Origin of the sequence: Clostridium sp. D5 (assembly GCF_000190355.1) — a bacterium.
GTDB classification, from domain to species: domain Bacteria; phylum Bacillota; class Clostridia; order Lachnospirales; family Lachnospiraceae; genus Faecalicatena; species Faecalicatena fissicatena_A.
Window position 1 is genome coordinate 87,962 of sequence record NZ_GL870820.1, and the last position, 24,829, is coordinate 112,790.

Consider the following 24,829-nt stretch of genomic DNA (forward strand, 5'->3'; position numbering starts at 1 on the left):
TATGATAATATAAAGGTCGGTTTGAAAAGCAGACAGGCTTTTCAGACCGGTGCGCGGATATGGCGGAATCGGCAGACGCACAAGACTCAAAATCTTGCGGGGGTGACCTCGTGTGAGTTCAAGTCTCACTATCCGCACTGAAAAAATATTGTAGAAAGGGACTTTCGCGGTTTCTTTTGCAGAAAGTGTAACCAAGGCTTATGGGTACTATAATAATTATCTAAGATAATTGGGTAATTACTTTAGTATCCATTTTTAGTTCATTAAATCCTGATAAGAGTATTATTTGTGGTGTGAAAAGAAAGGTACAGGTACTTAACATGGAGAATTGTATTAAAATCTTGAGAAGCAGTGCAGTGAGAAAAAAATGCCTGCGTATTCTTGCAGTGATGCTTGCGGTCATATTGACAGCAGGGCTGGTCTGTGAACTTCCGGCTTTGGTATTTACAAGGTCTGACACTATGCATAACATTATTTATGATAAATATACAGGAAAGAAATTACTTACGTTTGGAGAGAATCTGGACGAATCCGGTGTTTTAGATATTTTTAAAACTATGATAAACAGTGAGCCGGTGAAAACAGATGTTTATAAAAGGGTGGACACAAATAGAAGAATAGGATCTGTGGCAGCGTCACCAGATACAGAGAAAACAGATTTCCTGTCTGATGTACTTTTAAAAAACATTGAGATGCCCGCTGCGGCAGAATTGTCTGAGCATGATATTCTGGACATCGGTAATATAGTGATTCATAACCCGGATAAGCCTACGGGAAACTTCACCCCGCCGGTGATTCCGGATATTCCGGCAGCCAATGATAAACCTTCGGTTCCGGATACACCGATCGTACAGGATAAGCCAATTATACCTGAGAAGCCAGCAGTACCGGACACACCAGCAGTGCCGGATACGCCTATTGTTCCCGATAACCCGCCTATTGATGATAACCCGGCAGTACCACCGAATGTAGTCATACCGGATAATCCGGATGTATCGGGAATCAATGAGAATCCAGGTGACGGAGTCGATAAATCAAAACCGATGACTGAACAGCCGGCAGGGTTTACGGTAAATGCGGATGGTATGATCTGCAGTTTCGATCCCACTGCAGGATTAGTTGAGGATGGCCGTCTTGTCCTTCCATCTATAGGCTGTACCGGGATTGCAAGAGGAACTTTTCAGGGAGTCAGTGATGAGATCTATGAACTGTTTATCCCGCCCAATATTGTGAATATCGAAGCCGGTGTTCTGGGGGAGATGGCAGATCTGGGCTGGATCGAACTTACGGAGCCCAATGAATATTATACAATGCAGGATGGGATTCTGTTTGACAGCAGCATGACAACACTTGTTGCATTTCCACGTGGGAGAACAGGGACATATTCACTTCCTGTCAATGTTACAAGACTGGAAGATTATTCGTTTTTAAATACTGGGTTAAAGAAAATAGATATGGTGAAGTGCGGAGTTGTCGAAGCAGGTACCAATGTGTTTGGCGATAATGGAGGAAATGGAATTACTATTATGGCACCGAGGGAGTCTATGGAGCATTATCGGAATGTATTTGAAGGACTTGGGGTGACAGTAAAGTAAAAAGCAGTGCTTTCTGTTCAGATTTTATGATAAAATAGAATATAACATAAATTGGAAAAGAGTGATGTGAATGTATAATACAGCAATATATCCGGGGACGTTTGATCCATTTACCAATGGCCATTTAGATATTGTAAAGAAGGCCGCTAAAATATTCAATGAGGTGAACGTTGTGATCGGTATCAATACCAATAAAAAACGTACATATGATATTAATGAAATGAGGCAGGCAGTAGAAGAAACATTAGTGGAGTGCGGGCTGGATAACTGCAAAGTCATTATTTATAATGGATTGATTGGACAATATACGCAGGATAATAGTATTGATTATATGGTGCGGGGGCTCAGGAACAACATGGATTATTTCTATGAAGAGAATATCGCAGAAGTAAATAAGCTGATCAACCCGGATATTGAGTATGTGTATTTCAGGGCTGATAATGTTGCGTTGTCTTCCTCCATGGTGAAAGAGCTGAATGGGTATGGCCAGGACGTTTCAAAGTATGTTCCGGAATCTGTGTTCAGGGTGATGAAACAATATGGAGACAGGAAAGATTGAACTGATATTGCGTTTTTTCGGGATGCTCTGTGCGGATTGCTATATGGCGTCTGCACCGCTCATCCAGTTCGCGGCCTGATAATTCTTCAATGATCTTTCACTTATCTATCAGTATAAATTCAGAAGCGGTCTGATATAACTCTTCCAAAATATGGCTGGATACCAGTATTGTCATTCCATATTCTTTGTTCAGGGATTTTAATAGATTTCTGATCTCCACAATTCCGGCTGGATCAAGCCCGTTGATTGGTTCGTCCAGAATCAGCAGTTCGGGCATGTTCAAAAGCGCAGGTGTTTCGATCATGCATCCGATCCGTTTTCTCTGCTCCTGTAATTGTGCATCCCCGGACTGTCCCCACAGGGCCAGGGATCCGCCGCTTGGAAATGCCAGGCCGGTTATAAGCCTGAGGAATGTTGTTTTTCCTGCTCCGTTCTGCCCGATGAATCCATAGATTTTTCCTCTTTCAAGTTTCAGATGAATATGGTCCAGGGCAGTTGTCTGCCGATATGTTTTGGTAAGCGCCTGCGCTTCTAAAATAGTAGAATTCATTCTGTCAACCTCCTTTATAATTTAAGTCTAAAGTAGAAACATAAAGAATTTATTAAATAGAAAAAGAAATTTGTAAAGAAAAATTAAAGCCAAAGGCATCAGCCTCCGGCTCTATGTAAGCGATAACCGATCCCCCAGACCGTATCAATGTATTCTTCGTCCCGTCATAAAGGCTTGTGGTCCGGTATCCGTTTTCAGACAGAAAACCAGCCAGAAGTTTATGAATCTCTAAATCGTCTTCGATAATCAGTATATGGTTCATAATCCCTTTCCCCGCTTTCTTTTAAAGTCAGATACTATTATACTGCATTTTTCTATATACCTCAATTATTGCTGCAGTACTTAGGCCATGTTTTGATAACAACGTTGACAGCGGGAGGAAAAAACTTTATAGTAAGTAGTGAATATAACTGACATAATAAGCTATTTTACAGGATGTTGGAGAACAGATTGTTAAAATTGCAGCTATGCAAAATAAATTTACGGAACCAGATTATCCTCCGGGAAGTACCGTGAGTAACTGGATCCTGCCAGAGGAGGTGGAAGATATGACATTCAAGCGCGGTGATACCTGTTTTATATTAGAAGATAACTCTCAGGCCGTTCAGGTAAAGGTGGTAAGCAAGCAGGGAAAAACATACATTGTGCAGATGATTGGTTCCTGTGGGGCATTGAAACTGCCGGAGGAAAGACTGTTTGAGACAGCCGAGAAAGCCTTGGCGAGCAGAAAGACATCGAGAGCGATGGTCAGCCCTCAGTTGTCAGATTCCTATACAAAGTCAGGACTTCCTGAGATAAATATACCGGATAAAGGAAATCGGTGGCGGTGAGAATCAAAGTCTGACAGGCAGCAGGTATTTAGAAAAAGATCTAAATACCTGTTGCTTTTTTTATTGTTTAGTGATATAAAGTAATTAGATAAAAATCTAAATAGGTTTCACTTAAAGAAATGGAGGATGCAGATGAGTTTTGCAGAAACGTTCAAGGCGCTGTCGGATCCGGTACGGAGAGAGATTCTGGTACTGCTGAAGGATGGCAGTATGTCGGCAGGAGAGATTGGAGGTCATTTTGATATGACGGGGGCGACGATTTCTTATCATCTCAGCATACTTAAAAAGGCAGACCTGGTATGGGAGACGAAAGTAAAGAACTACATTTATTATGAATTGAATACGTCAGTGGTGGAAGAAATTATGCTGTGGCTGTCAGACTTGAAAGGAGATAAATAATATGAAAAAATATTTAAAAAAAATTATCATCACCAGTATTATAACAGCGCTGCCAATGCTTGTGGGTATCCTGCTTTGGAATAAAATGCCCGATACAGTCGCAACCCACTGGGGCAGCGGTAATGAGGCCAATGGATGGAGCAGCAAGGTTTTCGCCGTATTTGGGATGCCGTTTTTCCTTACTCTTATACATATTTTCAGTGTATGTATGACGTTGAACGATCCCAAGAAACAAAATATCAGTCAGAAGATGATGACATTAATCTTCTGGGTGATCCCTGTTGTCTCATGGCTGGGATGCATGATGACATACTCGGCGGCAGTGGGGATAAAAGTAAATATCGGTTTGATTACAAATATTATCGTAGGAATTATATTTTTGGTAGTGGGCAATTACATTCCCAAAAGCAAACAGAGTTATACGGTGGGAATCAAGCTGCCATGGACACTGAACAGCACAGAAAACTGGAATCGTACCAGCCGGCTGGCAGGAAAACTGTGGATTATCGGAGGAATCGCATTTATAGGAAATGCCTTTCTGCAGTACAGCTGGCTTCTGATCGTGCTCATCGTATTACTTGCAGGGATACCAGCTGTGTACTCTTTTGTACTCTACAGGAAGGGAATTTAATACTACGGCCTATGATAAGGGCACAGAATACATGGAATGGGAAGGCATATTGCTTTCCCATTCCATGTATTCTGTGCCCTTTTAGTACTCCGGATAAAACTTTATGACAATTCGTACAGGAGACTGGAAAAAGTAATTGACATTTTCAGGAGTGTGTAATATAATTTTCGTATAATGAAATTGAATTTTAAATAATGAAATTCAGGAAAGGAAAACTAATATGAAAGAAAATTATGTTCGGATTCTGGAAACTGATGTTGCAGTCTTAGGTGCCGGTACGTCAGGATTGTGTGCAGCAATTGAGGCGGCACGTGAGGGAATGCAGGTTGTATTGATTGAGGGTTCAGACAGGCTGGGAGGAATTATGTCTGTATGTCAGGGAATGCCTCTTGGATGTGGTTACCCCTGCCAGAAGTCTGTGGGAGGGATCTTTAAAGAATATATTGACAGTTTAATGGCACAGGATCCTCCGGCCGCATGGATCAGGCTGCTTCCGGATTCGGCTTATGGTTGGGATGTGTATTACAATCAGGATATTGCTATGGCAAAGTTTTACCAGATGCTGGAAGATGCAGGGGTGCATTTGATACTTCGTGCATATACCGGTGAAGTGATGATGGATAAGGATGAAGTGGCAGGAATTGAATATCACGATGTGCTGGGCACCAGCCTTCTTAAGGCGAAAGTATATATTGACTGTACCGGGAACGGAGATATTGCTGCACGTGCAGGTGTTCCCTATGAAGTGGGAGACGAGCAGGGGCATATGATGGCGGGCACGCTGACATTTATCATGGCTAATGTTGATACAGACGCAGCATTTCCGACACAGGATAAGGAGTGCCATAACTTCCAGGCAGATGAACTGGTAGAGAGCGGTGCGATTCCGGAGGGAATAAAAACAATTTACTACACGAGAAATGCGAATCCGGGGCAGGTGTTTTTTAACTGGGCCATGGCCCGGGAAGTAGATGGTCTTGATCCGGAGTCCATTTTGCAGGGAAGCAATAAGGCGCGGAAGTATATCCTTGCTCTGGCGGATTACCTTCGTAAAAATGTTCCGGCGTTTAAGAGTGCCTATCTGGACGGAATAGGACCGCTGGTTGGAATTCGTGATACCAGAAGATTTGAGGGAATGTACTATCTGACAGAGCAGGATTTGATGTCCCGTAAGAAGTTTCCGGAGAGCGGCATCGTCTGTTGCGATAACGTATTTGATGAAGCAGGACGCGGCGCGGACGGAGCGGTCACACATGATAGTATCGTTACTGTGAAAAACAGTGATTATTATCAGATTCCGTTTGAAACACTGGTACCGAAGAAAATTCGGAATCTGATGTTTGCCGGACGGATCATGTCGGCCGATGCCCGTGCGATGACTTCTTCACGCGGTATGGCAAGCTGTATGATTATGGGGCAGGCCACGGGAGCGGCCAGCGTCATGGCGATACATAATCATACAGCAGTGCAGGAAGTTTCTCCGGCTGAGGTGGTAAAAAAGTTACAGCAGCTGGGTGTTGCGGGACTTGGGGATGAAGCATTGTAAAACCGGCGGGTACTTTTGTTTGCAGGAGCGCAGTCAGGAAGGAGGAGTGGGAGTTTGTCCTGCTGTTCCAGGAAACAATGGTAATATATAGAAACAATGGTGGCAAATAAAAACAAGAAGACTTCGGAGGAAGAGATTATGAAAATTCTGATTACAGGAACAGATTATGGTTTGGGAAGAGCATTGGCGGAAGTGTATCTGCAGGCCGGACATACGGTATTCGCAGGAGAGCTGAATCCGAGAAAATCCATGCTGGGCAAGGCGGATCATATGTACAGAGACCGCCTGTACCGCATCAAGATGGATGTCACCTCGATTACCTCAGTAAAAGAAGCATTCGACGAGATCAGAAAGTATACGGAAAGTCTGGATATGATTATTAATAATGCTGCAATTCTTGGCGATATTACGAAAACGATTGTAGAGGAACTGGATTTTGACGAGATGAAAAGGGTCATTGATACGAATGCTATCGGTCACGCACGTGTCTGCCATCATGCAGTCCCAATGCTGCTGGAAAGCGAAACCAAGCTTTTGGTGAACATCACTTCAGAAGCGGGAAGTCTGGGCACTCCGGATCCGAATTGTGATATTCCGTCTGCATATGGATATTTTATGTCAAAAGCTGCCGCTAATATGTGCGGCAAAATTACGGCGACCTATCTGCGCGATAAAGGCGGAAGGGTGTTTATTATCCATCCGCTCTATATGGCTACTTATATGCTGGGATATAAAGAGCCGAATGCAACATTTGAACCGGAAGAGGTAGCAGACATGATTATCGGTATTACGAACGAGCCTGATCGGTTTTTCCCTGAGGGCAGGAATCTCTGCTTTATCAGCGCTGACGGGCGTAAGATGGAGTGGTAAGCATCATCTGAAGCAGGATTAAAAAGATACGGACGGACAGGAGGAATTTAAAATGCTGAGATATGATGGAGTGGATCTGACATATTCCATTGAAGGAAAAACTGCTGTGATAACAGGCGGAGCCGCTGGCATCGGGTATGCAGCAGCAAAATTCTTTCATGATAAACATGCCAATATCATACTTGCCGATCTTTCACCGGAAGTCTGTAATATTGCAGAAAAACTGGGAGAACATTGTGTCGGCGTTGCGGGAGATGTCTGTGATCCGGCATATCCGGGACAGATTATAAAAGCAGGCACCGAAACCTTTGGCAAAATAGACATTCTGGTTAACTGCGCGGGAATTGTAGCATTGGAAAATGCAGAAGATATCAGTGCAGCAGACTGGAAACGGACGATTGATATCAATCTGTCCGCCAGTTTCTTTATGGCGCAGGCAATCGGAAAATATATGATTGACAATCAGATTGACGGCAGCATTGTCAATATGGCATCCCAGGCGGGAGTCATAGCGCTGGATAAACATGTTGCATATTGTGCCAGCAAAGGCGGGATCATAGCGATGACAAAAGTTATGGCAAAGGAGTGGGGAAAACACGGCATTCGTGTAAATGCCGTCTCACCCACAGTGGTTCTTACGGCTCTGGGACATAAGGCATGGGACGGACCTGCTGGCGATGAGCTGAAAAAAGAAATGCCCTCGGAAAGATTTGCCGAACCAGAGGAGATTGCTGCGTGTATAGCATTTCTCTGCAGCAAAGGTGCAGGGATGATCACGGGACATAATCTGCTGATCGACGGCGGTTTTACGATAAAATAAAGGAGGAGGCTGGAAGTGTGCAGAGAATATTAAATGATCCCGACAATATTGTGGATGAAATGCTGGAAGGATTTTTGAAAGTACATACAGGACTGGTGAAGCAGACACATAATCCGCGTGTGGTAAGATCCGTCTTTTCCACGGAAAATCGTGCTGCTGTTGTGACGGGAGGCGGCTCCGGGCATAAACCGGCGTTTATCGGGTACTGCGGAAAAAATCTGTGTGATGCGGCAGCTGTGGGAGAGATCTGTTCCTCTCCGACTGCCGCAGCATTTCTGGATGCATTCCGGGCAGCAGACAGCGGACATGGCGTTGCATGTCTGTACGGAAATTATTCAGGCGACAATATGAACGTGAAAATGGCCGTCAAAATGGCAGAAAAGGAAGGGATTACGGTAAAAACTGTGGCCGCAAACGATGATGTGGCAAGTGCACCAAAAGATCAACATGAAAAACGCCGGGGAGTGGCCGGGGAAGTTCTGATGTGGAAATGCGGCGGAGCAATGGCCTCAACCGGAGCCTGTCTGGATGAGGTGATTCGGGTTGCACAGAAGGCGATAGATTCTGCACGGAGCGTTGGCGTTGGCTTGTCTCCGTGTACACTTCCGGCGTTAGGACACCCCAATTTTACGATTGAAGACGGAACTATGGAAATCGGGATCGGCCATCATGGAGAACCGGGGATTGAAGTGGGAAAACTGGAATCTGCTGCCGGCATTGCAAAAAAGATGACAGATATTGTTCTGCCGGATTATCCATTTCAATTTGGAGATGAAGTAGTTGCACTGGTATCCGGACTAGGTGCAACTCCGGTAATGGAATTGTACGTATTGTACAACGAAATTGAAAAAATACTGGATTCGAAAGGAATACGCGTCCACAGAGCATATGTGGGAAATTATTTTACATCGCTTGATATGATGGGGGCAACTTTGACTCTTATGAAGCTGGATGAAGAGCTGAAGAAGATGACAGATATGCCGTGCTGTTCTGTGGGCCTGACTCAGGCGTAATGGAGGTAGACAGATCAATGGAGACATTTAAGAACTCAGAAGGCGGAGCTGTACTCTTAAAAATGGTAAAGGGGATTCAGGAGAACAAACAATATCTTGGCGATGTGGACGGTTTAATAGGTGATGGCGACCATGGAATGAATATGAACAAAGGATTCAGTCTGTTTGAAAAGAGATTTGTAAATCAAGAATTCTCTTTTTCTGACGGTCTTGACGGGCTGGCGATGATTCTTCTGAATGAAATCGGCGGTTCCATGGGGCCGATTTACGGCACGATTTTAATGTGTATGGCCGAAGCTATAGAACAGAGCGGGCAAGATGAAATCAGCCTCTCTGATTTTGCAGCATATCTGGATGCGGGCAGAACCGGGCTATATGAAATTGTAGATGCCCGCATCGGTGACAAGACGCTGGTTGATGCCCTTTCACCGGCTGTGGACGCTTTGCGGCAGGCCGATGGAAAGAGGGAGAGCTTTGCGGCGGCTCTGGATGAAATGAAGAAAGCGGCTGTGCGGGGGCGGGATTCTACAAAAGAACTTATTGCTAAGTTTGGCCGCAGCAGCCGCTTGGGAGAACGCAGCCGGGGTGTCCTGGATGCGGGCGCCTGCTCGTGCTGTATTATTTTGACTGCTATGGCGGACGGCATCCTGGAGTTGCTCTGAACAAGGGAGGAAAAGATGAGACTTGCATTTGGATGTGATCCCAACGCGGAAGAATTGAAGCAAAAACTGATGAAAGTGTGCAGCGAATCAGGCCATGAGGTAACAGACCTGGGCGGCAAAGACCCTATTTATGCCAATACTGCGATTCGGCTGGGAGAATATGTGGCTTCAGGAAAGGCCGACAGAGGGGTTCTTCTGTGCGGTACGGGGCTTGGAATGTCTATTGCCGCGAATAAGGTAAAAGGAGTCTATGCAGCGCTTCTGACGGACTCTTATTCTGCGAGGCGGGCAGTAACGAGCAATAACAGCAATGTGGCCTGTCTTGGCGCTTTTACACTGGGAGAAATGCTGGCGGAAGAACTGCTTAGTATATGGCTGGACTGCAGGTTTGAGAGGGGCTGTCCATCACAGCCAAAAGTGGATCGTTATCACGAATATGATATTAGCCGTTAGAAATCGAAAGATAAAACGAAAGCGGGAAGAAATTTTCATTCTTCCCGCTTTTTTTGAATCTGTTTTTTGAGAGTGCAGCTATTATGACTGAGACGCCCCCATTAATTCCGAGATTATCTGACAGGTTTCTTTCAGCCGGGGCAGGCATTCCTGGATGAACTCCGGAGTCATACGTACTGAAGGTCCGCTGATGCTGATGCCCGCAATGACCTTTCCTGTAAAGTCGCGGACCGGTGCGGCAACACATCGTGCACCGATTTCACACTCCTCATTGTCGAAAGCATAGTTGTCTTTTCGGATTTGCTCCAGTTCTTTTAAAAGTGCTCTTTTCGTTGTCAGGGTGTTTTCTGTAAGTCTGATCATCGGGTGGCCCTCTATCAACTGGTCCAGTTCTTCCTCTGTGTAATCTGTAAGAAACAGCTTGCCGATACCGGTGCAGTACATGGGGGCAATGTTTCCGATCCGCTGTGTAGTGAACAGCGTTTTTGTGAAATCTTTTACCACTTCCACGTATACGATCATCTGGTCGTTTTCAATGGCCAGGTTGCAGCTCTCCCCACAACTTTCTGAAAGCTTGTGCAGATAGGGCAGCGAAATACTCCGGATATTCGTGTAAGAAGTAACCTGCTGAGCCAGGTTGCAGATTTTCAGTGTTAAATAGTATTTTTCAGAATCGGCTTCCTGGGCTACATAATTGCGATGCTGCAATGCAGTAATGAACCGAAGAGCAGTGCTCGGATTCATCTCACATTCGGCTGCAAGATCCTGAAGGCGTACAGGCTTTGGCTGCCTGGCCAGATATTCTAAAATAATCAATAACTTATCAGACGACTGGTTTGTCTGAGAGGGTAAATTTTTATCCAATGTTCTACGCATAACGTCTCCTTTTTGTAAATCCGTCTTTATAAATAAAATTGTATTTTATATTATAGCATAATCACAAAAAAATTCAACCTTAATTTGATTCAAACGGGGGTAATGCTGTATGAAACAACTAAAAATAAACAAAATTTATATATGGTATTGACATTTTCTGTATATTTTGTATAATATAAAATATAATTTTAATAAATAAAATTACGAAACAAAAAAACGAAAACACAATTTCAGAAAGCTGGGGTGGAATATGGCAAACAGAAATCTCATTTTGCACAGCAGAAAAAAGTCTGCATCTCAACACAACGAGAATTTATGGGGATACTTTTTTATAGCCCCGGCCCTGATTATTTTTTTGGTTTTTTATGCGGTACCCATTGTGATGTCCCTATATTACAGCCTTACCCGGTTTGACGGGATTTCAGAGCCGGTATTTATTGGGCTTTTGAACTATCTGAAGGTTTTCAGAAACCGGGAATTCTGGCTTTCCCTGGGGAATACATTTTGTTTTACCGCAGGTACAGTCATTGCAGGAACAATAATCTCTTTGTTCTTCGCAGTGCTGCTGAATAAGAAAATCCGTGGAAGAGGATGGTTCCGTGCAGCATTTTTTCTCCCGTATATCGTATCGTACATAGCTGCTGCAATGGTCTGGCAATGGATGTATCAGCCGGATTCAGGAATTATCAACGTGGTCCTTGAAGCATTTGGCATTACACCGCCGCTCTGGCTGGGAAGTACAACCTGGGCAATGATTGCTGTGATCGTGATGAGCATATGGAAGACGCTGGGATTCAATCTGATTATTTTGCTTTCGGGGCTGCAGAGCATTTCGGCAGAACTGTATGAGGCAGCCGCACTGGACGGAGCCACTCAGGTACAGAGCTTTTTTAAACTGACAGTTCCTCTTTTGAAAAACACGGTGTTGTTTGTTGTACTGAATTCAATTATCACCGGCCTGCAGGCATTTGACCAGATATACATCATGACTGGAGGCGGACCTTTAAAGTCCACACAGACAGTTGTTTACCTGATTTATCAGAATTCTTTTCTTTACTTTAAGCAGGGATATGCATCGGCAATGTCGTATGTTTTGTTTGCAGTTATTTTCGCAGTAGGCCTTATCCTGCTGCGCGTCACAAACAGAAGAAATGAAGGCGGGGTGGGAAGCGTATGAAAAAATGTCCCAGAAAGAATATTTCCTGGAAAAGAGCATTGCTGTATGTGTTCCTGGTTCTGACAGCGGTCCTCATGCTGATACCGTTTTTCTGGATGGTGCTATCGTCGCTGAAATCAGAATCGGAGCTGTTTGCGCTTCCTCTGAAGATATTTCCGGAAAGGTGGAGATTTGATAACTATCTTACTTTGTGGAACAGCGCACCCTGGGTGACATACTTTCTGAACACGCTGAAAGTTACGGCCTTAACCATTCTGGGGCAGGTGGTCAGCTGTTCGATGGCGGCATATGGATTTGCAAGGTTGAAATTCAAAGGAAAGAATTTGATATTTCTTGCCTTTCTCGGTTCCATGATGATCCCTTACCAGGCAATTATGATTCCGCAGTTCGTTATAATCAGTAAACTGGGCTGGGCAGATACCCATATATCCCTCATCGTCCCGGCCATATACAGTGCATTTGGCATTCTGCTTATATACCAGGCATTCCTTGGAATTCCGAGGAGCCTGGAGGAGGCGGCAAAAATAGACGGGTGTTCCCATCCGAGAATCTTTTACGAGATTTACTTTAAAAATTCAAAGCCAGGGATACTGGCACTGGTGCTCTCGGTGCTGGTCGGGACATGGAACGAATTTCTGCGGCCGCTGATCTATATCAATTCAGAGGAATTATGGGTATTATCCATGGGGCTTGCAAAGTTCCAGGGAAAGTACATGACACAATGGAATCAGGTTATGGCGGGGGCGGTGCTCACGATGCTGCCAATTATTCTGCTGTTTCTTGTTGCACAGCGGCAGTTTATTGAGGGGTTGGTTATGAGCGGGATTAAGGAATAGACAGATACAGGAACTGAAACGGGTTAGAATCTGCCGCTGAATAAAATGGAGCTCTGTGCAGGAAAGGGGGAAATACACAAACTTAATTCAGTGACAGCATGATAATAGGCAACCAGATAACTTTACAGGGAGAACAACAATTATGAAATTATTAATTACGGGAACAGATCATGGTCTGGGCAGAGCGATGGCAGAAGAATTTCTCAAACGGGGCAATACGGTTTATGCGGGAGAGTACTGCCAGGCCACATCTTTACTGAATGAGCTGGAAGGAAAGTACCCGGATGCGCTTATCCGATTTCCGCTGGATGTGACATCAGACAGTTCTGTTAGAGAGGCTGTGGAAGTTGTGAAGCAGCATACGGACAGCCTGGATATTATCCTGAACAATGCAGCAATCCTGGGAGACATAGAGAAAAGTATCCTGGATGATCTGGATTTTGATGAAATGGTACGGGTGTTTGACACCAATGCAGTGGGGGATTTACGTGTATGCCATTATGCGATGCCGCTGCTGCTAAGCGGTAAGACGAAGCTGGTGCTGGACATTTCATCGGAGGCCGGCAGCATGAGGACTACCCATCCGGGATGTACGGAACACAGATGTTTTGCATATTTCATGTCAAAAGCAGGGGTCAATATGGGAGGGAAGATTATTGCAACCTTTCTGAAAGACAAGGGCGGACATGTGCTGCTGGTACATCCGCTGTGGATGAAGACCTTTATGAGGGGGGAACAGGACACTGCGGCAACCTTTTATCCCGAGGAAGTTGCAGTCATGATCGCGGATCTTGCGGAATCTTATCCGGATTACATGCCGGAGGGAGAAAATATTAATTTTATTGATGCACAGGGCAACCAGCTTCTCTGGTAATTAGTTCAGGAAGGAATGAGTGGGATGAGACAGGATTATGACGTGTTTATAGGTTCAATTACTGAAGATATCCATTGGCAGGATGAGGTATATGAAAGCAGCGGAAAAGGGATCCACTGGTTTTCTATAGATTCGCTCAGTGGGCATCTTACATTGCAGCGGATGATATGGGCAGGCAAAAATCCAACCTATATGGTACGTGACCGCAGCGGGGATTATTTATATGTGGCAAATGAACTGCAGGAATTTGAGCACGAAGCCACCGGCTGTGTCAGCTCTTTTCGGATAAACCAGGAAGAAAAAATGCTGGAATTGGTGAATCAGAAAGCAACGGAGGGGACAGATCCCAATTATCTGTCACTGGACAAAGCAGAAAGTCATTTGTATGTGACGAATTTTACAAGTGGAAGCGTTGCTGTTTTCCCGATTGGGAGAGGCGGGGAGCTGGGAAAAATGCAGCAGTTTATCAGGCATCAGGGTTCGGGTAAGAATCCGATTCGACAGAGCAGTGCCCATCCGCACTCTCTTATCATGAGCCCCGACGGCAGATTCGCCGTTGTCCCGGATCTGGGAACGGATCAGATTGTCGTGTACCGGCTGGATGACGCAGACGGCGGCTTAGGGCAGGGCGCGTTGCAAAGAGAGCAGACCGATTCCGGTTCCGGACCAAGACACGGTGTGTTTCACCCAAATGGCTGTTTCTTTTATGTGACCCTGGAATTGAATTCAGAAGTTGCGGCTTATGAATTTGACCTGAAAACAGGATTACTGGTTTGGAAACAGACCATATCAAGTTCCGTTGCGGATCAGGCGGAAATGAATACAAGTGCTGATATTGCAGTAAGGCCCGATGGGAAATATCTGTATGTTTCTAACAGGGGGCATGGAAATATCGTAGTATACCGTATTGATCAGGAAGAAGGGACGCTTAAGTTCGCGGGAAAGGCGACATCGGGAGGGGAAAAGCCCCGCAGTATTGCGATGACCCCGGATGGCCGGTTTCTTCTGGCAGCAAATCAGGACAACGGGATTGTAACGGTGTTTCATGTAGATGAGGAATGCGGGACTCTTGAGCAGACGGAACAGGTTCAGGTACCGAGTGCAGCAGGCATAAAAATATATCAGGGTGGGGCGAATGCTTAGAAACAACCCGGTTTAAGGAGGAAGAAATGAGTAATACAGTTGATGCAGTTCAGACTAAAAATGCAATACCAGAGGCGGAGAGCCGTAAATATTTTATCCGGCTGATGATTCCGATGACTATGATATCCATGTTATATTCCATGCAGTTGTCACCTCTCACACTGTATATAACAGATTTAGGAGGGACGGCCTGGCACGTAGGGCTGATTGGAGGGATTAACTTTATTGTGGGAATCCTAATACGCCCGTTTGCCGGTTATCTTACGGACCAGAAAGGAAGACAGAAGGTTTATATGTTTGGTGCCATCATGTATGTTTTGTGTACCATCGGGTACGTGGTTTCGCCAAATGTATGGGTGCTGATTCTTTCACGCGCACTGATTGGATTCGCACTGTGCGGGACGACAACTGCGCAGGGGGCTATCGTGGCGGATTTATATCCGAATAAGGTGGAACGGTGCTTTTACATCATGGGAGCCCTGCAGACCGTAGCGGGCCTGTTCGCACCGCTGCTCGGAATCTGGCTGGGCGGCGTGATTGGCTGGCCGATGATGTTTGCCGTAACAGCTGTGGGGTATGTGATCGCACTGCTGCTTTCAGGCAGAATCAACTATGAGAAGCAGTATAAACATGAATGGATGTCAACCGAGAAAACAGCGAAGCCGCGTTTTAAAGATTTATTTGAAACAAGTGCATTGCTGCCGTCTGTGTGTATTATGCTGCATGGGGTAGCACATATCAGCATTATGAGTTTTATCGCTGTTTACGGAACCACCATCGGTATCAGCAATGTAGGGCTTTTCTTTACGATTAACAGTATTGCAACCGTATTTGTAACTATGTTTCTTATGAAGGTTGCGGGAGAAAAGTACAGGAACAAAGTATTTTATACAGGTGCTGTATTCTTCCTGCTGACGATGGCGGCCATCATATTCGCACAGAACCTTTCCATGCTTTATATTGCGGCAATCTTTTTTGCAGTGGCATATAATGCGACGCAGCCGATCCTGAATACGATTGCACTCGCAAAAGCGCCTGCTCACAGAAAAGGAGCCGCGAGTGCAACATTCCAGATGTTCTGGGACTTCGGTTTCGGCGCAGGATCCATGGGACTTGGAGTTGTTGCAGCAAACTTTGGATACCGCTCCATTTACATAGTATCCCTCGTGCTGGTGGCCTTGATTATAGTCATTTATATTGCAGCACTTTCGAAATTCAAAGAGGAAAAGAAGCAGGAAGCATAGAAATGTGATTTAGAGAGGCGGGATAGAGATGCCGGAGAATGAAAAGATTGCCGCCGGACTGAAGAACGGCGGAAACACCAGAGTTTTAAACGATCAATTCGGAAGACCATCTGAGATGGTATATATTCGGAAGTTCAGATGGTCTGATTTGTTTGAAGGCGGCAGAGACAGTGTCTGTCCCGCCTTCATCGTGGAAGGCAGAGAGGTCGATGGAATTTATATTTCAAAGTATCAGAATTATGTGGAGAATGGATGTGCTTATTCACAGAAAGGCCGCACGCCGGCTACCAATCTGACGATTGATGAGGCCAGAATATTCTGCAGCAGCAAAGGCAAGGGATGGCATCTGGTATCGAATGCGGAATGGTTTGCAGTGGCATGCTGGTGCCGAAAACAGGCGATCAGCGCATCCCGTGCGGAAACGGAACAGATGCCGGAAGGATTTGCTGTAACGGGGAAAGGCTGGGAATTTGTAGCGGGGCTCAGACTTTTCAACGGGGAAATCCAGATGATTCCGAATAATGATTCTGCCGCGAATGTGGACGAGAGCAGAACCAGCAGCCGGTGGAGGGCTGTCAGCAGAGACGGAGAACTGATTTATCCGGGAAAACAGAAGACTTTCTGCCTGGATGGCGTTGGGGAAGGGAATACCAGACAGGACGTCCATGAGATCAGGGGAGGCGCGGTGCTTGCAGGTTCTGTCAGGAGGCCCCAGTTTACGAAAGGCCCTTCGGATAGAGATTTTGGCTGTACCTGTATTCTTCAGAAAGAATTAAAGGCGGAATCTGAAATCTGTGTGCCGGATCTGATCAGAATGGCCGGGGTGGGGATTTCCGGGAATGCCTCGGAACGTGACGATATTCTCTATGTCAGAAATTATGGGGAGCGGATTGCAATCCGGGGAGGAAACTGGGAACTGGCGGACGGAGCCGGACCATTTGCGTTATACCTGAGCCACTCGAGGGAAGTCTGCAGTCAGGCAAACGGATTCAGAGCGGCATTTTGCCGGCTGTAGAGAAAATTCATTTAGACGGAGCAAACGATACGAAAGGGTGTCGGGATGAAAAATAAAAAATGGCTGTTTATAGTGGCTGCTATCGTCCTTGCAGGCATAGCGGCATATGTCTTTTGGTCCAAAGAGGATGAGACGGACAGGACTGATGGCAAGACCGTGATACAGATTACCACCAGTGGAACTAACTATGAGATGGATGTGTTTGAAGAAATTGCAGCACGTTTTATGAAACAGCATCCGGAGATTGAAATTGAGTGGATCGATATTGGAAATGAGCGCAACGCAAAAACACTGGCCTTGATCGAGTCAGGAAACCCTCCGGATATCTTTTTCCTAAATGATAATGTAAGCTATCTGGCGTCAAAAGGGGCTTTGGAGCCGCTTGACAGTCTGATAGAGAAAGACGGCAGTTTTGATGTGTCCCGTTTTGATACAAACTATCTGGAGCCGCAGAGCGTTGACGGCCGGCTTTATGCACTGCCGATTGAGGTGACACCTTATGTTATCTACTATAATGCGGACTTATTCAAAAAGTACGGGGTGCCTCTTCCGCAGGATGACTGGACCCAGGATGAATTTTATGAGGCGGCGAAGCGGCTGACAATACCGGAAGAAAGCCAGTATGGTTTCCAGACTGCCTATAACTGGCACAGCCATCAAATCGGCTGGCTGAATCGTGCGGGTGCGTCTTTATTCAAAGAGGATCTTAAGACGACGGCTCTGGACAGTCCGGAGGCACTGGAAGCGCTTACTTTTATTTATAATATGATTGTGGTGGATCATATTTCTCCGGATCCTGCGGAGCAGGCGGCTATGGGCACGACCAGCTGGGATGTGATGTTCCTGAATCAGAAAGTGGCGATGACGACGGCATGTATGTGGAATCTGCCCAGCTATAAGGCAATGGATCTGCCCTTTGAATGGGATGTTGTAAAAATGCCCCGGAATAAGAATCAGGATACGAAAGCAAACCTGACGCTCTGGGCGATGTCCAGCTCGGGCAGGCATAAAGAGGAGGCCTGGCAATTTCTGTCTTATATGGTTGGTCCGGAGGGGATGAAGATACTGGCGGAAGCAGGATATTCAACGCCCGGTGCCAGAGATGAGGAGGCAGATGCCGTGATCCGTGGGATCAGTTCGCCGTCCAATGTGGAAGTTTTTCTGGATGCAGCGGCGGATATTAATCTGGAGGAAGATAAGTGCCCTGCAAAAATGGAAGTCGTTACCATACTGAACAATGGAATCGAACGGCTGATGATGGGGGAAATAACGCCCAAAGAATGTCAGGACGATCTGGTTCGGGAGATGAATGAGGTTCTAAAAGAGTACTGATAAAAAGGCCTGAGACCGTTTGATTTCGGGAAGCATGGCGGCGGGTAAGTGTTAAGAGTCTCCTTTGTGTTTGAAAAACGCCGCAAAGGGGGCTCTTATTTTATACAAAATCAGAGGCTTTGATCGAAAAATCAAACCAGATTCAGATTTTTTCTTTTTCTATTGACTTAGTGTTTAAAACGAGGTAATATCAATATATAAAATTTAATTTTAATAAATGAAAGGCGGTATCATATGAAAGTAGGAGAAGCAATTGTAAAAATTATGGTAAAGGAAGGAATCAGGAATGCATTTGGTATACCGGGAGCAGGAATTAATCCTGTATACAGATATTTAAAGGATGCGCCCATTGATCACTACTGCATGCGTCACGAGGAAGCCTGCATGCATGCCGCAGACGGATATTACAGGGCATCACATGAGATTGCACTGGCAATCTGCACATCCGGTCCCGGAGCAACCAATTTTGTGACAGGTCTGTATACGGCACATATTGATTCCATCCCGGTACTGGCTATTACAGGCCAGGCGAATACATGGCAGCTGAATCAGGATCCGTTCCAGTGCGTGGACATGGAAAGCATTGCGGCTACGGTCTGCAAAAAGGTGTTTTGTCCAAAAGACCCGGAGAAGGTGCCGGAGATCATGAGGGAAGCATTCTTCCTGATGCGGAACGGAAAACCCGGACCAGTACTGCTGGATTTACCTCTGGATGTCCAGCAGGCAGAGATTGAATTTGAGATCGACAATTATGAGCCAAAACCGGTTGAAGTGTATGAACCGGGAATGGAAGATATCCGGAAAGCGGTGGATATGCTGGCTGTTGCTAAGGCGCCGGTTATGATCATGGGAGGCGGTGTGATCCTCGCAGAGGCGGAAAAGGAAGTTATTAGGCTTGCAGAAGAGCTGAAGATTCCGATTATACAGACATATATGGCAAAGGGCGGTGTTCCGGTAGAACATCCGCTGAATGCAGGACATGCGGGAATCCAGGTGGGCCAGCCAATTGGAAATAAAGTGATGCTGGAATCCGATGTTGTTCTTGCGCTTGGATGCAGATTTTCCGACAGACATACAGGAGACCTGAAGGTATATCGCGGCGACAGAAAGTTTATTCATGTAGATATAGAGCCAAAACAGATTGGAAAGGTATTTACACCGGATCTTGGAATTGCAGCGGATGTAAAGCTCACGGTGGAAGCGATTCTGGAAGAAGTAAAGAAACGTGGCGTAAAACCATTGAATGAAGCGCGCGCCGCAGAACTTCCGGCATTAAGAGCTTCACTGGAACGCAGGACAGATTATAACAGTGTCCCGATGATGCCACATCGTGTATTCAAAGAGGTCAATGACGGGTTCGATGAAAACACAATGTTTACGGCAGGATGTGGAATTACACAGATCTGGGGAGGCCAGCTGCAGAAGATCAATTGTCCGCGCAGATATCTTCCGTCAGGCGGTGCGGGGACCCTGGGATATGAGATTCCGGCGGCATTCGGTGCAAAGGTTGCTGATCCAAAGCATCATTCTGTAACGGTTGTGGGAGATTTTGGCTTTACATTCCTGGGAGAAGAGATTGCGGTATCCGCAGTGTTTGAAAAACCGATTATCGTGGTCATTCTGAACAATGCTTATCTCGGCCTGATCAGACAGAACCAGAAAGGGGCATATGGATATGAATATGCCGTTGATATGCCTTATAACCAGGACGGTAGAATTGATTACCTGAAAGTGGCAGAAGGGTTCGGCTGCAGAGCGGAGAGAGTCTTTAACGGAGAAGAACTTGCGGAAGCGATTCAGCGGGCGAAAGAATCACAGAAGACCTATATCATTGATGCAATTTGTGTAAAAGAGCAGCTTTGTGATATGGGCGGTTCTCTGGAAAATATTAAGTCATGGGCACCAGAAAATAATTAAGAACGGAGGCTGGAAGATATGAAAGATCCTATTCAGAAGTATTTTCAGATTGGAACGATACAGTGGATGACTCATCCGCCGGTGAATTACAAACTTTTAGACTCGGTTAAACAGATTGCATGCGATGAATATTTCAGTGCGATAGAAGTAACACATGTTGCGGGTGAGGGAGAGCGGGAAGCACTGAGGAAGCTGCTGGAACAATCCCACATGAGAGTGGGGTACGGGGCACAGCCCAGGCTGCTGGGACCGGGGCTGAATCCAAACGATATCAGCGAATCCAGGAGGCAGCAGGCAGAAGATATATTGAAAGATTCCATAGATGAGGCAGAATATCTGGGAGCGAAAGGAATCGCATTTCTTGCCGGAAAATGGGAAGAGGCGACGAAGGAAACAGCTTATGAACAACTACTTAAAACGACCAGAAATGTTTGTGATTATGCTGCCGGGAAGAATATGATGGTAGAGCTGGAAGTGTTTGATTTTGATATGGATAAGGCATCACTGATCGGTCCGGCGCCCTATGCAGCAAGATTTGCGGCAGATATGAGAATAACCCATTATAACTTTGGACTTCTGGCAGACCTGTCCCATTTTCCGACTACATATGAGTCATCACAGTTTGTAATCAGAACACTGCGTCCATATATTACGCATCTCCATATCGGGAATGCGGTTGTTAAGAAGGGAAAAGAGGCATATGGAGACCAGCATCCCCGCTTTGGATTCCCGGACAGCGCCAATGACGTGGCAGAACTGACAGAGTTTTTCAGAGTATTGAAAGAAGAAGGCTTTTTTGACAGCAGGGATCCCTACATACTTTCGCTGGAAGTGAAACCCTGGGGGGATGAGGACGGAGACATGGTACTGGCCAATACGAAACGAGTGATTAACCGTGCCTGGGCGCTGTTAGAGGACTAAGACATGAAGGAGGCTGCTTAAATGAAAATTGTTGTTTTAGACGGATATACATTGAATCCCGGAGACCTGAACTGGAAAAGCATGGAGGTTCTGGGTGAAGTACAGGTTTATGACCGGACTTCTCTTACAGACGTGAACGAGGCGATTAAGCGGATCGGGGACGCGGAAGCGGTATTTACCAACAAGACGCCTATGCCGGCTGAATTATTTGCGGCATGCCCAAACTTGAAATATGTGGGCGTGCTGGCGACGGGATATAATGTGGTTGACACTGAGGCCGCACGTGAGAGAGGAGTAACGGTGACAAACATCCCTTCTTATGGGACTGCGGCAGTGGGGCAGTTTGCGATTGCCCTGCTTCTGGAAATCTGCCATCACATCGGGCATCACAATGAGGCTGTGCATGCAGGAAAGTGGGAGCAGAATCCGGACTGGTGCTTCTGGGATTACCCACTAGTAGAGCTGGCGGGCAAGACGATGGGTATCATTGGATTTGGCCGTATCGGACGGAGCACAGGGCAGATTGCACAGGCGCTTGGTATGAATCTTCTGGTTTATGACGCATTCAAAAATACTGCACTGGAAAGTGAAACATGCAGATATGCTGAACTGGATGAAGTCTTTTCCAACTCTGATGTAATCGTACTTCACTGCCCGCTTTTCCCTGAAACAGAGGGAATCATAAATAAAGAGAATATTGAAAAAATGAAAGACGGAGTGATCCTCATTAATAATTCCAGAGGACCGCTGATCCGGGAACAGGATCTGGCAGATGCCCTAAACAGCGGAAAGGTCGCGGCGGCCGGGCTGGATGTGGTATCCGCGGAACCTGTCAGAGGAGATAATCCGCTGCTGAAAGCCAAAAACTGTATCCTTACACCGCACATTTCCTGGGCACCGAAGGAGTCCAGAAAACGCCTGATGGACATTGCGGTCGAGAATCTGATCCGGTTTCAGCACGGGACACCTGTGAATGTGGTAAATTAACAGGGATAGCGGACGGAAAGAACTGGTCTGAAAAAAAGCAGCCGGTATAAGCGTTTAAGAATAGGGATGATAGCAATGATTGAAATAATTTAATCAGACAATGATTGAAATAATTTAATTAGTCATTGACATTTTGATTAAGAAGTGTATATAATATACCATAATTTAATAAATGAAACCGATGAAGCGGAGATAAAAACATATCGTGCATTCACAGAGAGCCTGAGGTGGTGGGATTCAGGTAAACGCAGTTTGTTAAATGGACCGCTGAGGGCATGAGGGAAAGGCCAAAAGGCTGAGTATAGCATGACGTAAGGGCGTACGTCAGTCGCCGGAGATATGATAGTATCTTGCTAAGTGCACAGGATTAGTTTCTGTGAATCAAGGTGGCACCGCGAATTGAATTTTCAATCCGTCCTTGACATTACTTTATATTTGTAATGTCAGGGGCGGATTTTTTTGTCATAAAAAAGGATCGCAAAGGGGTCTGACCCCTATGAAAGGAGAAACTTATGAGTTACCCGGATTTGAAAAAGGCAAAAGAGCTGGCAGCCATGGAAATATATCATACGATGCCTGTCAGTATAGAGATGTTTTCTGATATGTATACCCCGATCGGGGTTCTGAGGAAACTGAAAAATGTCAGTGAACATTGTTACATGCTTGAGAGTGCGGAGGATGCAAAGCGATGGGGACGTTATAGTTTTCTTGGATTTGAACCGACGTTGGAAATCAGCTGCAGAAACGGGATACTTAGCGTGAAAGGCAGTGAATCCGAAGAAATGGTAACCTGCTGTCCTGGTGAGTATATCCGCCGGGTGATCCGGGAACACAAGGCGCCGGAGATTGAAGGGATGCCTTCCTTTACAGGCGGGCTTGTAGGATACTTTTCATACGATTATATCAAGTATGTGGAGCCTACACTGAATCTGGATGCCAGGGACGAGGCACATTTCAGGGATCTGGATCTGATGCTGTTTGATCAGGTAATTGTATTTGATAATTTAAGGCAGAAAATGATCCTGATTGTAAGTATGTCTCTGGACGAAGATGTTGAGATAGAGTATGAAAAAGCGGTGGCAAGGCTGAAGCGGCTGGAGGCGATTGTGAAGAACGGGGAGCAGGAGCCATATGTTCCGCTGACGGTAAAGAGTGGGTTTCAACCGCAATTTACAGAAGAAAAGTACTGCAGGATGGTAGAGGACGCAAAGCAGCATATCTATGAGGGGGATATTTTCCAGGTAGTACTGGCCAACCGGCTGGAGGCTGAAATGGAGGGGAGCATCCTGGATGTGTACCGGGTGCTCAGAAGCACGAATCCTTCCCCCTATATGTTTTACTTTTCCAGCAACGACATTGAAATTGCAGGGGCATCCCCGGAGACACTGGTTAAGCTTGAAAACGGGATATTGCATACATTTCCTCTGGCGGGAACCAGGAAAAGAGGAGAGACATGCGAGGAGGATCAGAGGCTTGAAGCGGAGCTTCTGGGAGACGAAAAGGAGCTTGCAGAGCACAATATGCTGGTGGACCTTGGCAGGAATGATATAGGTAAGATCAGCAAAATAGGTACAGTGGAGCTGGAGAAATATAAGAGTATTGAGAAATTCTCCCACGTCATGCACATCGGATCTACGGTGAAGGGAGAAATCCGTGAGGATAAGGATTTTATGGATACCATTGACGCGATACTGCCGGCAGGGACCTTGTCTGGAGCACCTAAAATCCGTGCCTGTCAGATTATAAACGAACTGGAGGACTGTAAGCGCGGTATCTACGGCGGTGCAGTCGGCTATATTGATTTTACAGGAAATCTGGATACCTGTATTGCAATCAGAATGGCCTACGCAAAAAATGGATCCCTGTATGTTTGCTCAGGTGCAGGCATTGTGGCGGACAGTATACCGGATCAGGAATATCAGGAATGTTTGAACAAAGCAAAAGCCGTGACAAATGCGGTAGAAAGAGCTGGAGAGGGGATGGAAGCATGATTTTACTAATTGATAATTACGACAGTTTTTCTTATAACCTGTATCAGCTGATCGGGGCAGAGAGTGATGAACTGGCGGTGATTCGAAACGATGAAAAGACTGTTGAGGAAATCCGGAATATGGAACCGGACTATATTGTTCTCTCTCCCGGTCCCGGAAGACCCGAGGATGCCGGTGTATGTACAGAGGTGGTAAAGGAGCTGGCTGGAGAAATTCCCATTCTGGGAGTCTGCCTGGGGCATCAGGCAATCTGCCAGGCTTTTGGTGGAAAAGTGACTTATGCAAAACAGCTGATGCACGGGAAAACTTCGGACACAGTACTTGACAGGGGCAGCAGGTTATTTCAGGGAATGAAGAATAGTATCCCGGCTGCCAGGTATCATTCGCTGGCAGCAGACGAGGAAAGCCTTCCGGATGTGCTGCGGGTTACTGCACGGACCCGGGACAAAGAAATAATGGCCGTGGAGCACAGTACGTATCCGATCTATGGCCTGCAGTTTCATCCAGAATCTATCTTAACACCGGATGGGGCACAGATTATCCGAAATTTTCTGAATACAGGCAAGGGATAAGGCAGCCGGGGATCAA

At 45.9% G+C, this 24,829-nt stretch carries 26 protein-coding genes and 1 tRNA gene; 24 read left to right on the plus strand and 3 right to left on the minus strand.

Annotated features, from left to right (window positions below):
• Positions 1-53: 53 nt before the first annotated feature.
• The 3 genes from HMPREF0240_RS20545 (at position 54) to coaD (ending at position 2,154) form a co-directional block, all read left to right on the plus strand.
• Positions 54-137 (plus strand) — tRNA-Leu (locus HMPREF0240_RS20545).
• A 156-nt stretch (positions 138-293) separates the two neighbouring features.
• Positions 294-1,595: a hypothetical protein gene (locus HMPREF0240_RS23620; protein WP_050794588.1), complete on the plus strand. Its 1,302-nt coding sequence runs from the start codon at positions 294-296 to the stop codon at positions 1,593-1,595.
• 70 nt (positions 1,596-1,665) lie between these two features.
• Positions 1,666-2,154 (plus strand): pantetheine-phosphate adenylyltransferase, encoded by a 489-nt coding sequence (gene coaD / locus HMPREF0240_RS20560; protein WP_009005330.1) that lies wholly within the window; start codon positions 1,666-1,668, stop codon positions 2,152-2,154.
• A gap of 97 nt (positions 2,155-2,251) precedes the next feature.
• Here the strand turns inward: coaD and HMPREF0240_RS20565 are convergent, their stop codons facing one another.
• A complete protein-coding gene (locus tag HMPREF0240_RS20565) occupies positions 2,252-2,704 on the minus strand; it encodes an ATP-binding cassette domain-containing protein (protein ID WP_050794589.1) in 453 nt (150 codons plus the stop codon).
• Between the two features lie 52 nt (positions 2,705-2,756).
• Positions 2,757-2,966, minus strand: coding sequence for a response regulator transcription factor (locus HMPREF0240_RS25130; protein ID WP_009005331.1), 210 nt, complete (start codon positions 2,964-2,966; stop codon positions 2,757-2,759).
• Positions 2,967-3,252: 286 nt separating this feature from the next.
• Here HMPREF0240_RS25130 and HMPREF0240_RS23625 point away from each other — a divergent pair, with 286 nt between their 5' ends.
• From HMPREF0240_RS23625 to HMPREF0240_RS20615, 9 genes are all read left to right on the plus strand, one after another.
• Positions 3,253-3,534 (plus strand): hypothetical protein, encoded by a 282-nt coding sequence (locus HMPREF0240_RS23625; protein WP_148486395.1) that lies wholly within the window; start codon positions 3,253-3,255, stop codon positions 3,532-3,534.
• 132 nt (positions 3,535-3,666) lie between these two features.
• Positions 3,667-3,933 carry an autorepressor SdpR family transcription factor gene (locus HMPREF0240_RS20580; protein WP_035314406.1) on the plus strand — a complete coding sequence of 89 codons (267 nt, stop codon included), beginning with the start codon at positions 3,667-3,669 and terminating at the stop codon, positions 3,931-3,933.
• 1 nt (position 3,934) lies between these two features.
• Positions 3,935-4,564 carry an SdpI family protein gene (locus tag HMPREF0240_RS20585; RefSeq protein ID WP_009005334.1) on the plus strand — a complete coding sequence of 210 codons (630 nt, stop codon included), beginning with the start codon at positions 3,935-3,937 and terminating at the stop codon, positions 4,562-4,564.
• A gap of 220 nt (positions 4,565-4,784) precedes the next feature.
• Complete coding sequence (locus tag HMPREF0240_RS20590) at positions 4,785-6,110, plus strand: FAD-dependent oxidoreductase (protein ID WP_035314408.1); 1,326 nt, start codon at positions 4,785-4,787, stop codon at positions 6,108-6,110.
• A gap of 138 nt (positions 6,111-6,248) precedes the next feature.
• Entirely contained in the window at positions 6,249-6,980 is a 732-nt protein-coding gene (locus HMPREF0240_RS20595) for an SDR family NAD(P)-dependent oxidoreductase (RefSeq protein ID WP_148486401.1), read from the plus strand.
• A 52-nt stretch (positions 6,981-7,032) separates the two neighbouring features.
• Positions 7,033-7,800, plus strand: coding sequence for a GolD/DthD family dehydrogenase (locus HMPREF0240_RS20600; protein ID WP_009005337.1), 768 nt, complete (start codon positions 7,033-7,035; stop codon positions 7,798-7,800).
• Between the two features lie 17 nt (positions 7,801-7,817).
• Positions 7,818-8,813, plus strand: coding sequence for a dihydroxyacetone kinase subunit DhaK (locus HMPREF0240_RS20605; protein WP_009005338.1), 996 nt, complete (start codon positions 7,818-7,820; stop codon positions 8,811-8,813).
• 17 nt (positions 8,814-8,830) lie between these two features.
• On the plus strand, positions 8,831-9,475 hold the full coding sequence (gene dhaL / locus HMPREF0240_RS20610; RefSeq protein ID WP_035314410.1) for a dihydroxyacetone kinase subunit DhaL: 645 nt from the start codon (positions 8,831-8,833) through the stop codon (positions 9,473-9,475).
• Positions 9,476-9,490: 15 nt separating this feature from the next.
• Positions 9,491-9,928 carry an RpiB/LacA/LacB family sugar-phosphate isomerase gene (locus HMPREF0240_RS20615; protein WP_009005340.1) on the plus strand — a complete coding sequence of 146 codons (438 nt, stop codon included), beginning with the start codon at positions 9,491-9,493 and terminating at the stop codon, positions 9,926-9,928.
• An 81-nt stretch (positions 9,929-10,009) separates the two neighbouring features.
• Here HMPREF0240_RS20615 and HMPREF0240_RS20620 read toward each other — a convergent pair whose 3' ends face one another.
• Complete coding sequence (locus tag HMPREF0240_RS20620) at positions 10,010-10,804, minus strand: IclR family transcriptional regulator (protein ID WP_035314412.1); 795 nt, start codon at positions 10,802-10,804, stop codon at positions 10,010-10,012.
• 382 nt (positions 10,805-11,186) lie between these two features.
• On the opposite strand from HMPREF0240_RS20620, the gene HMPREF0240_RS20625 reads away from it, so the two are divergent.
• The 12 genes from HMPREF0240_RS20625 to HMPREF0240_RS20680 all read left to right on the plus strand — a co-directional run bounded on the left by HMPREF0240_RS20625 (position 11,187) and on the right by HMPREF0240_RS20680 (position 24,813).
• Positions 11,187-11,981 carry a sugar ABC transporter permease gene (locus HMPREF0240_RS20625; RefSeq protein ID WP_198137832.1) on the plus strand — a complete coding sequence of 265 codons (795 nt, stop codon included), beginning with the start codon at positions 11,187-11,189 and terminating at the stop codon, positions 11,979-11,981.
• Positions 11,978-12,817 (plus strand): carbohydrate ABC transporter permease, encoded by an 840-nt coding sequence (locus HMPREF0240_RS20630; protein WP_009005343.1) that lies wholly within the window; start codon positions 11,978-11,980, stop codon positions 12,815-12,817. Before HMPREF0240_RS20625 ends, HMPREF0240_RS20630 begins: the two co-directional genes overlap by 4 nt.
• Positions 12,818-12,959: 142 nt before the next feature.
• A complete protein-coding gene (locus HMPREF0240_RS20635; RefSeq protein WP_009005344.1) occupies positions 12,960-13,691 on the plus strand; it encodes an SDR family NAD(P)-dependent oxidoreductase in 732 nt (243 codons plus the stop codon).
• 15 nt (positions 13,692-13,706) lie between these two features.
• The gene (locus HMPREF0240_RS20640; protein ID WP_009005345.1) at positions 13,707-14,834 is read left to right on the plus strand and encodes a lactonase family protein; all 1,128 of its coding nucleotides are present in this window, start codon (positions 13,707-13,709) and stop codon (positions 14,832-14,834) included.
• 26 nt (positions 14,835-14,860) lie between these two features.
• Positions 14,861-16,078, plus strand: coding sequence for an MFS transporter (locus tag HMPREF0240_RS20645; protein ID WP_009005346.1), 1,218 nt, complete (start codon positions 14,861-14,863; stop codon positions 16,076-16,078).
• A gap of 28 nt (positions 16,079-16,106) precedes the next feature.
• The gene (locus tag HMPREF0240_RS20650; protein ID WP_009005347.1) at positions 16,107-17,093 is read left to right on the plus strand and encodes a hypothetical protein; all 987 of its coding nucleotides are present in this window, start codon (positions 16,107-16,109) and stop codon (positions 17,091-17,093) included.
• A gap of 45 nt (positions 17,094-17,138) precedes the next feature.
• Complete coding sequence (locus HMPREF0240_RS20655; RefSeq protein ID WP_009005348.1) at positions 17,139-18,425, plus strand: sugar ABC transporter substrate-binding protein; 1,287 nt, start codon at positions 17,139-17,141, stop codon at positions 18,423-18,425.
• Positions 18,426-18,659: 234 nt separating this feature from the next.
• Positions 18,660-20,342, plus strand: a complete 1,683-nt coding sequence (locus tag HMPREF0240_RS20660; RefSeq protein ID WP_009005349.1) for a thiamine pyrophosphate-dependent enzyme — start codon at positions 18,660-18,662, stop codon at positions 20,340-20,342.
• Positions 20,343-20,360: 18 nt separating this feature from the next.
• Positions 20,361-21,263 (plus strand): TIM barrel protein, encoded by a 903-nt coding sequence (locus HMPREF0240_RS20665; protein WP_009005350.1) that lies wholly within the window; start codon positions 20,361-20,363, stop codon positions 21,261-21,263.
• Positions 21,264-21,284: 21 nt separating this feature from the next.
• Positions 21,285-22,250, plus strand: a complete 966-nt coding sequence (locus tag HMPREF0240_RS20670) for a D-2-hydroxyacid dehydrogenase (RefSeq protein WP_009005351.1) — start codon at positions 21,285-21,287, stop codon at positions 22,248-22,250.
• 512 nt (positions 22,251-22,762) lie between these two features.
• Positions 22,763-24,241, plus strand: a complete 1,479-nt coding sequence (gene trpE / locus HMPREF0240_RS20675) for an anthranilate synthase component I (protein ID WP_009005352.1) — start codon at positions 22,763-22,765, stop codon at positions 24,239-24,241.
• The gene (locus tag HMPREF0240_RS20680; RefSeq protein ID WP_009005353.1) at positions 24,238-24,813 is read left to right on the plus strand and encodes an aminodeoxychorismate/anthranilate synthase component II; all 576 of its coding nucleotides are present in this window, start codon (positions 24,238-24,240) and stop codon (positions 24,811-24,813) included. The genes trpE and HMPREF0240_RS20680 overlap by 4 nt, the downstream gene beginning before the upstream one ends.
• Positions 24,814-24,829: the final 16 nt, after the last annotated feature.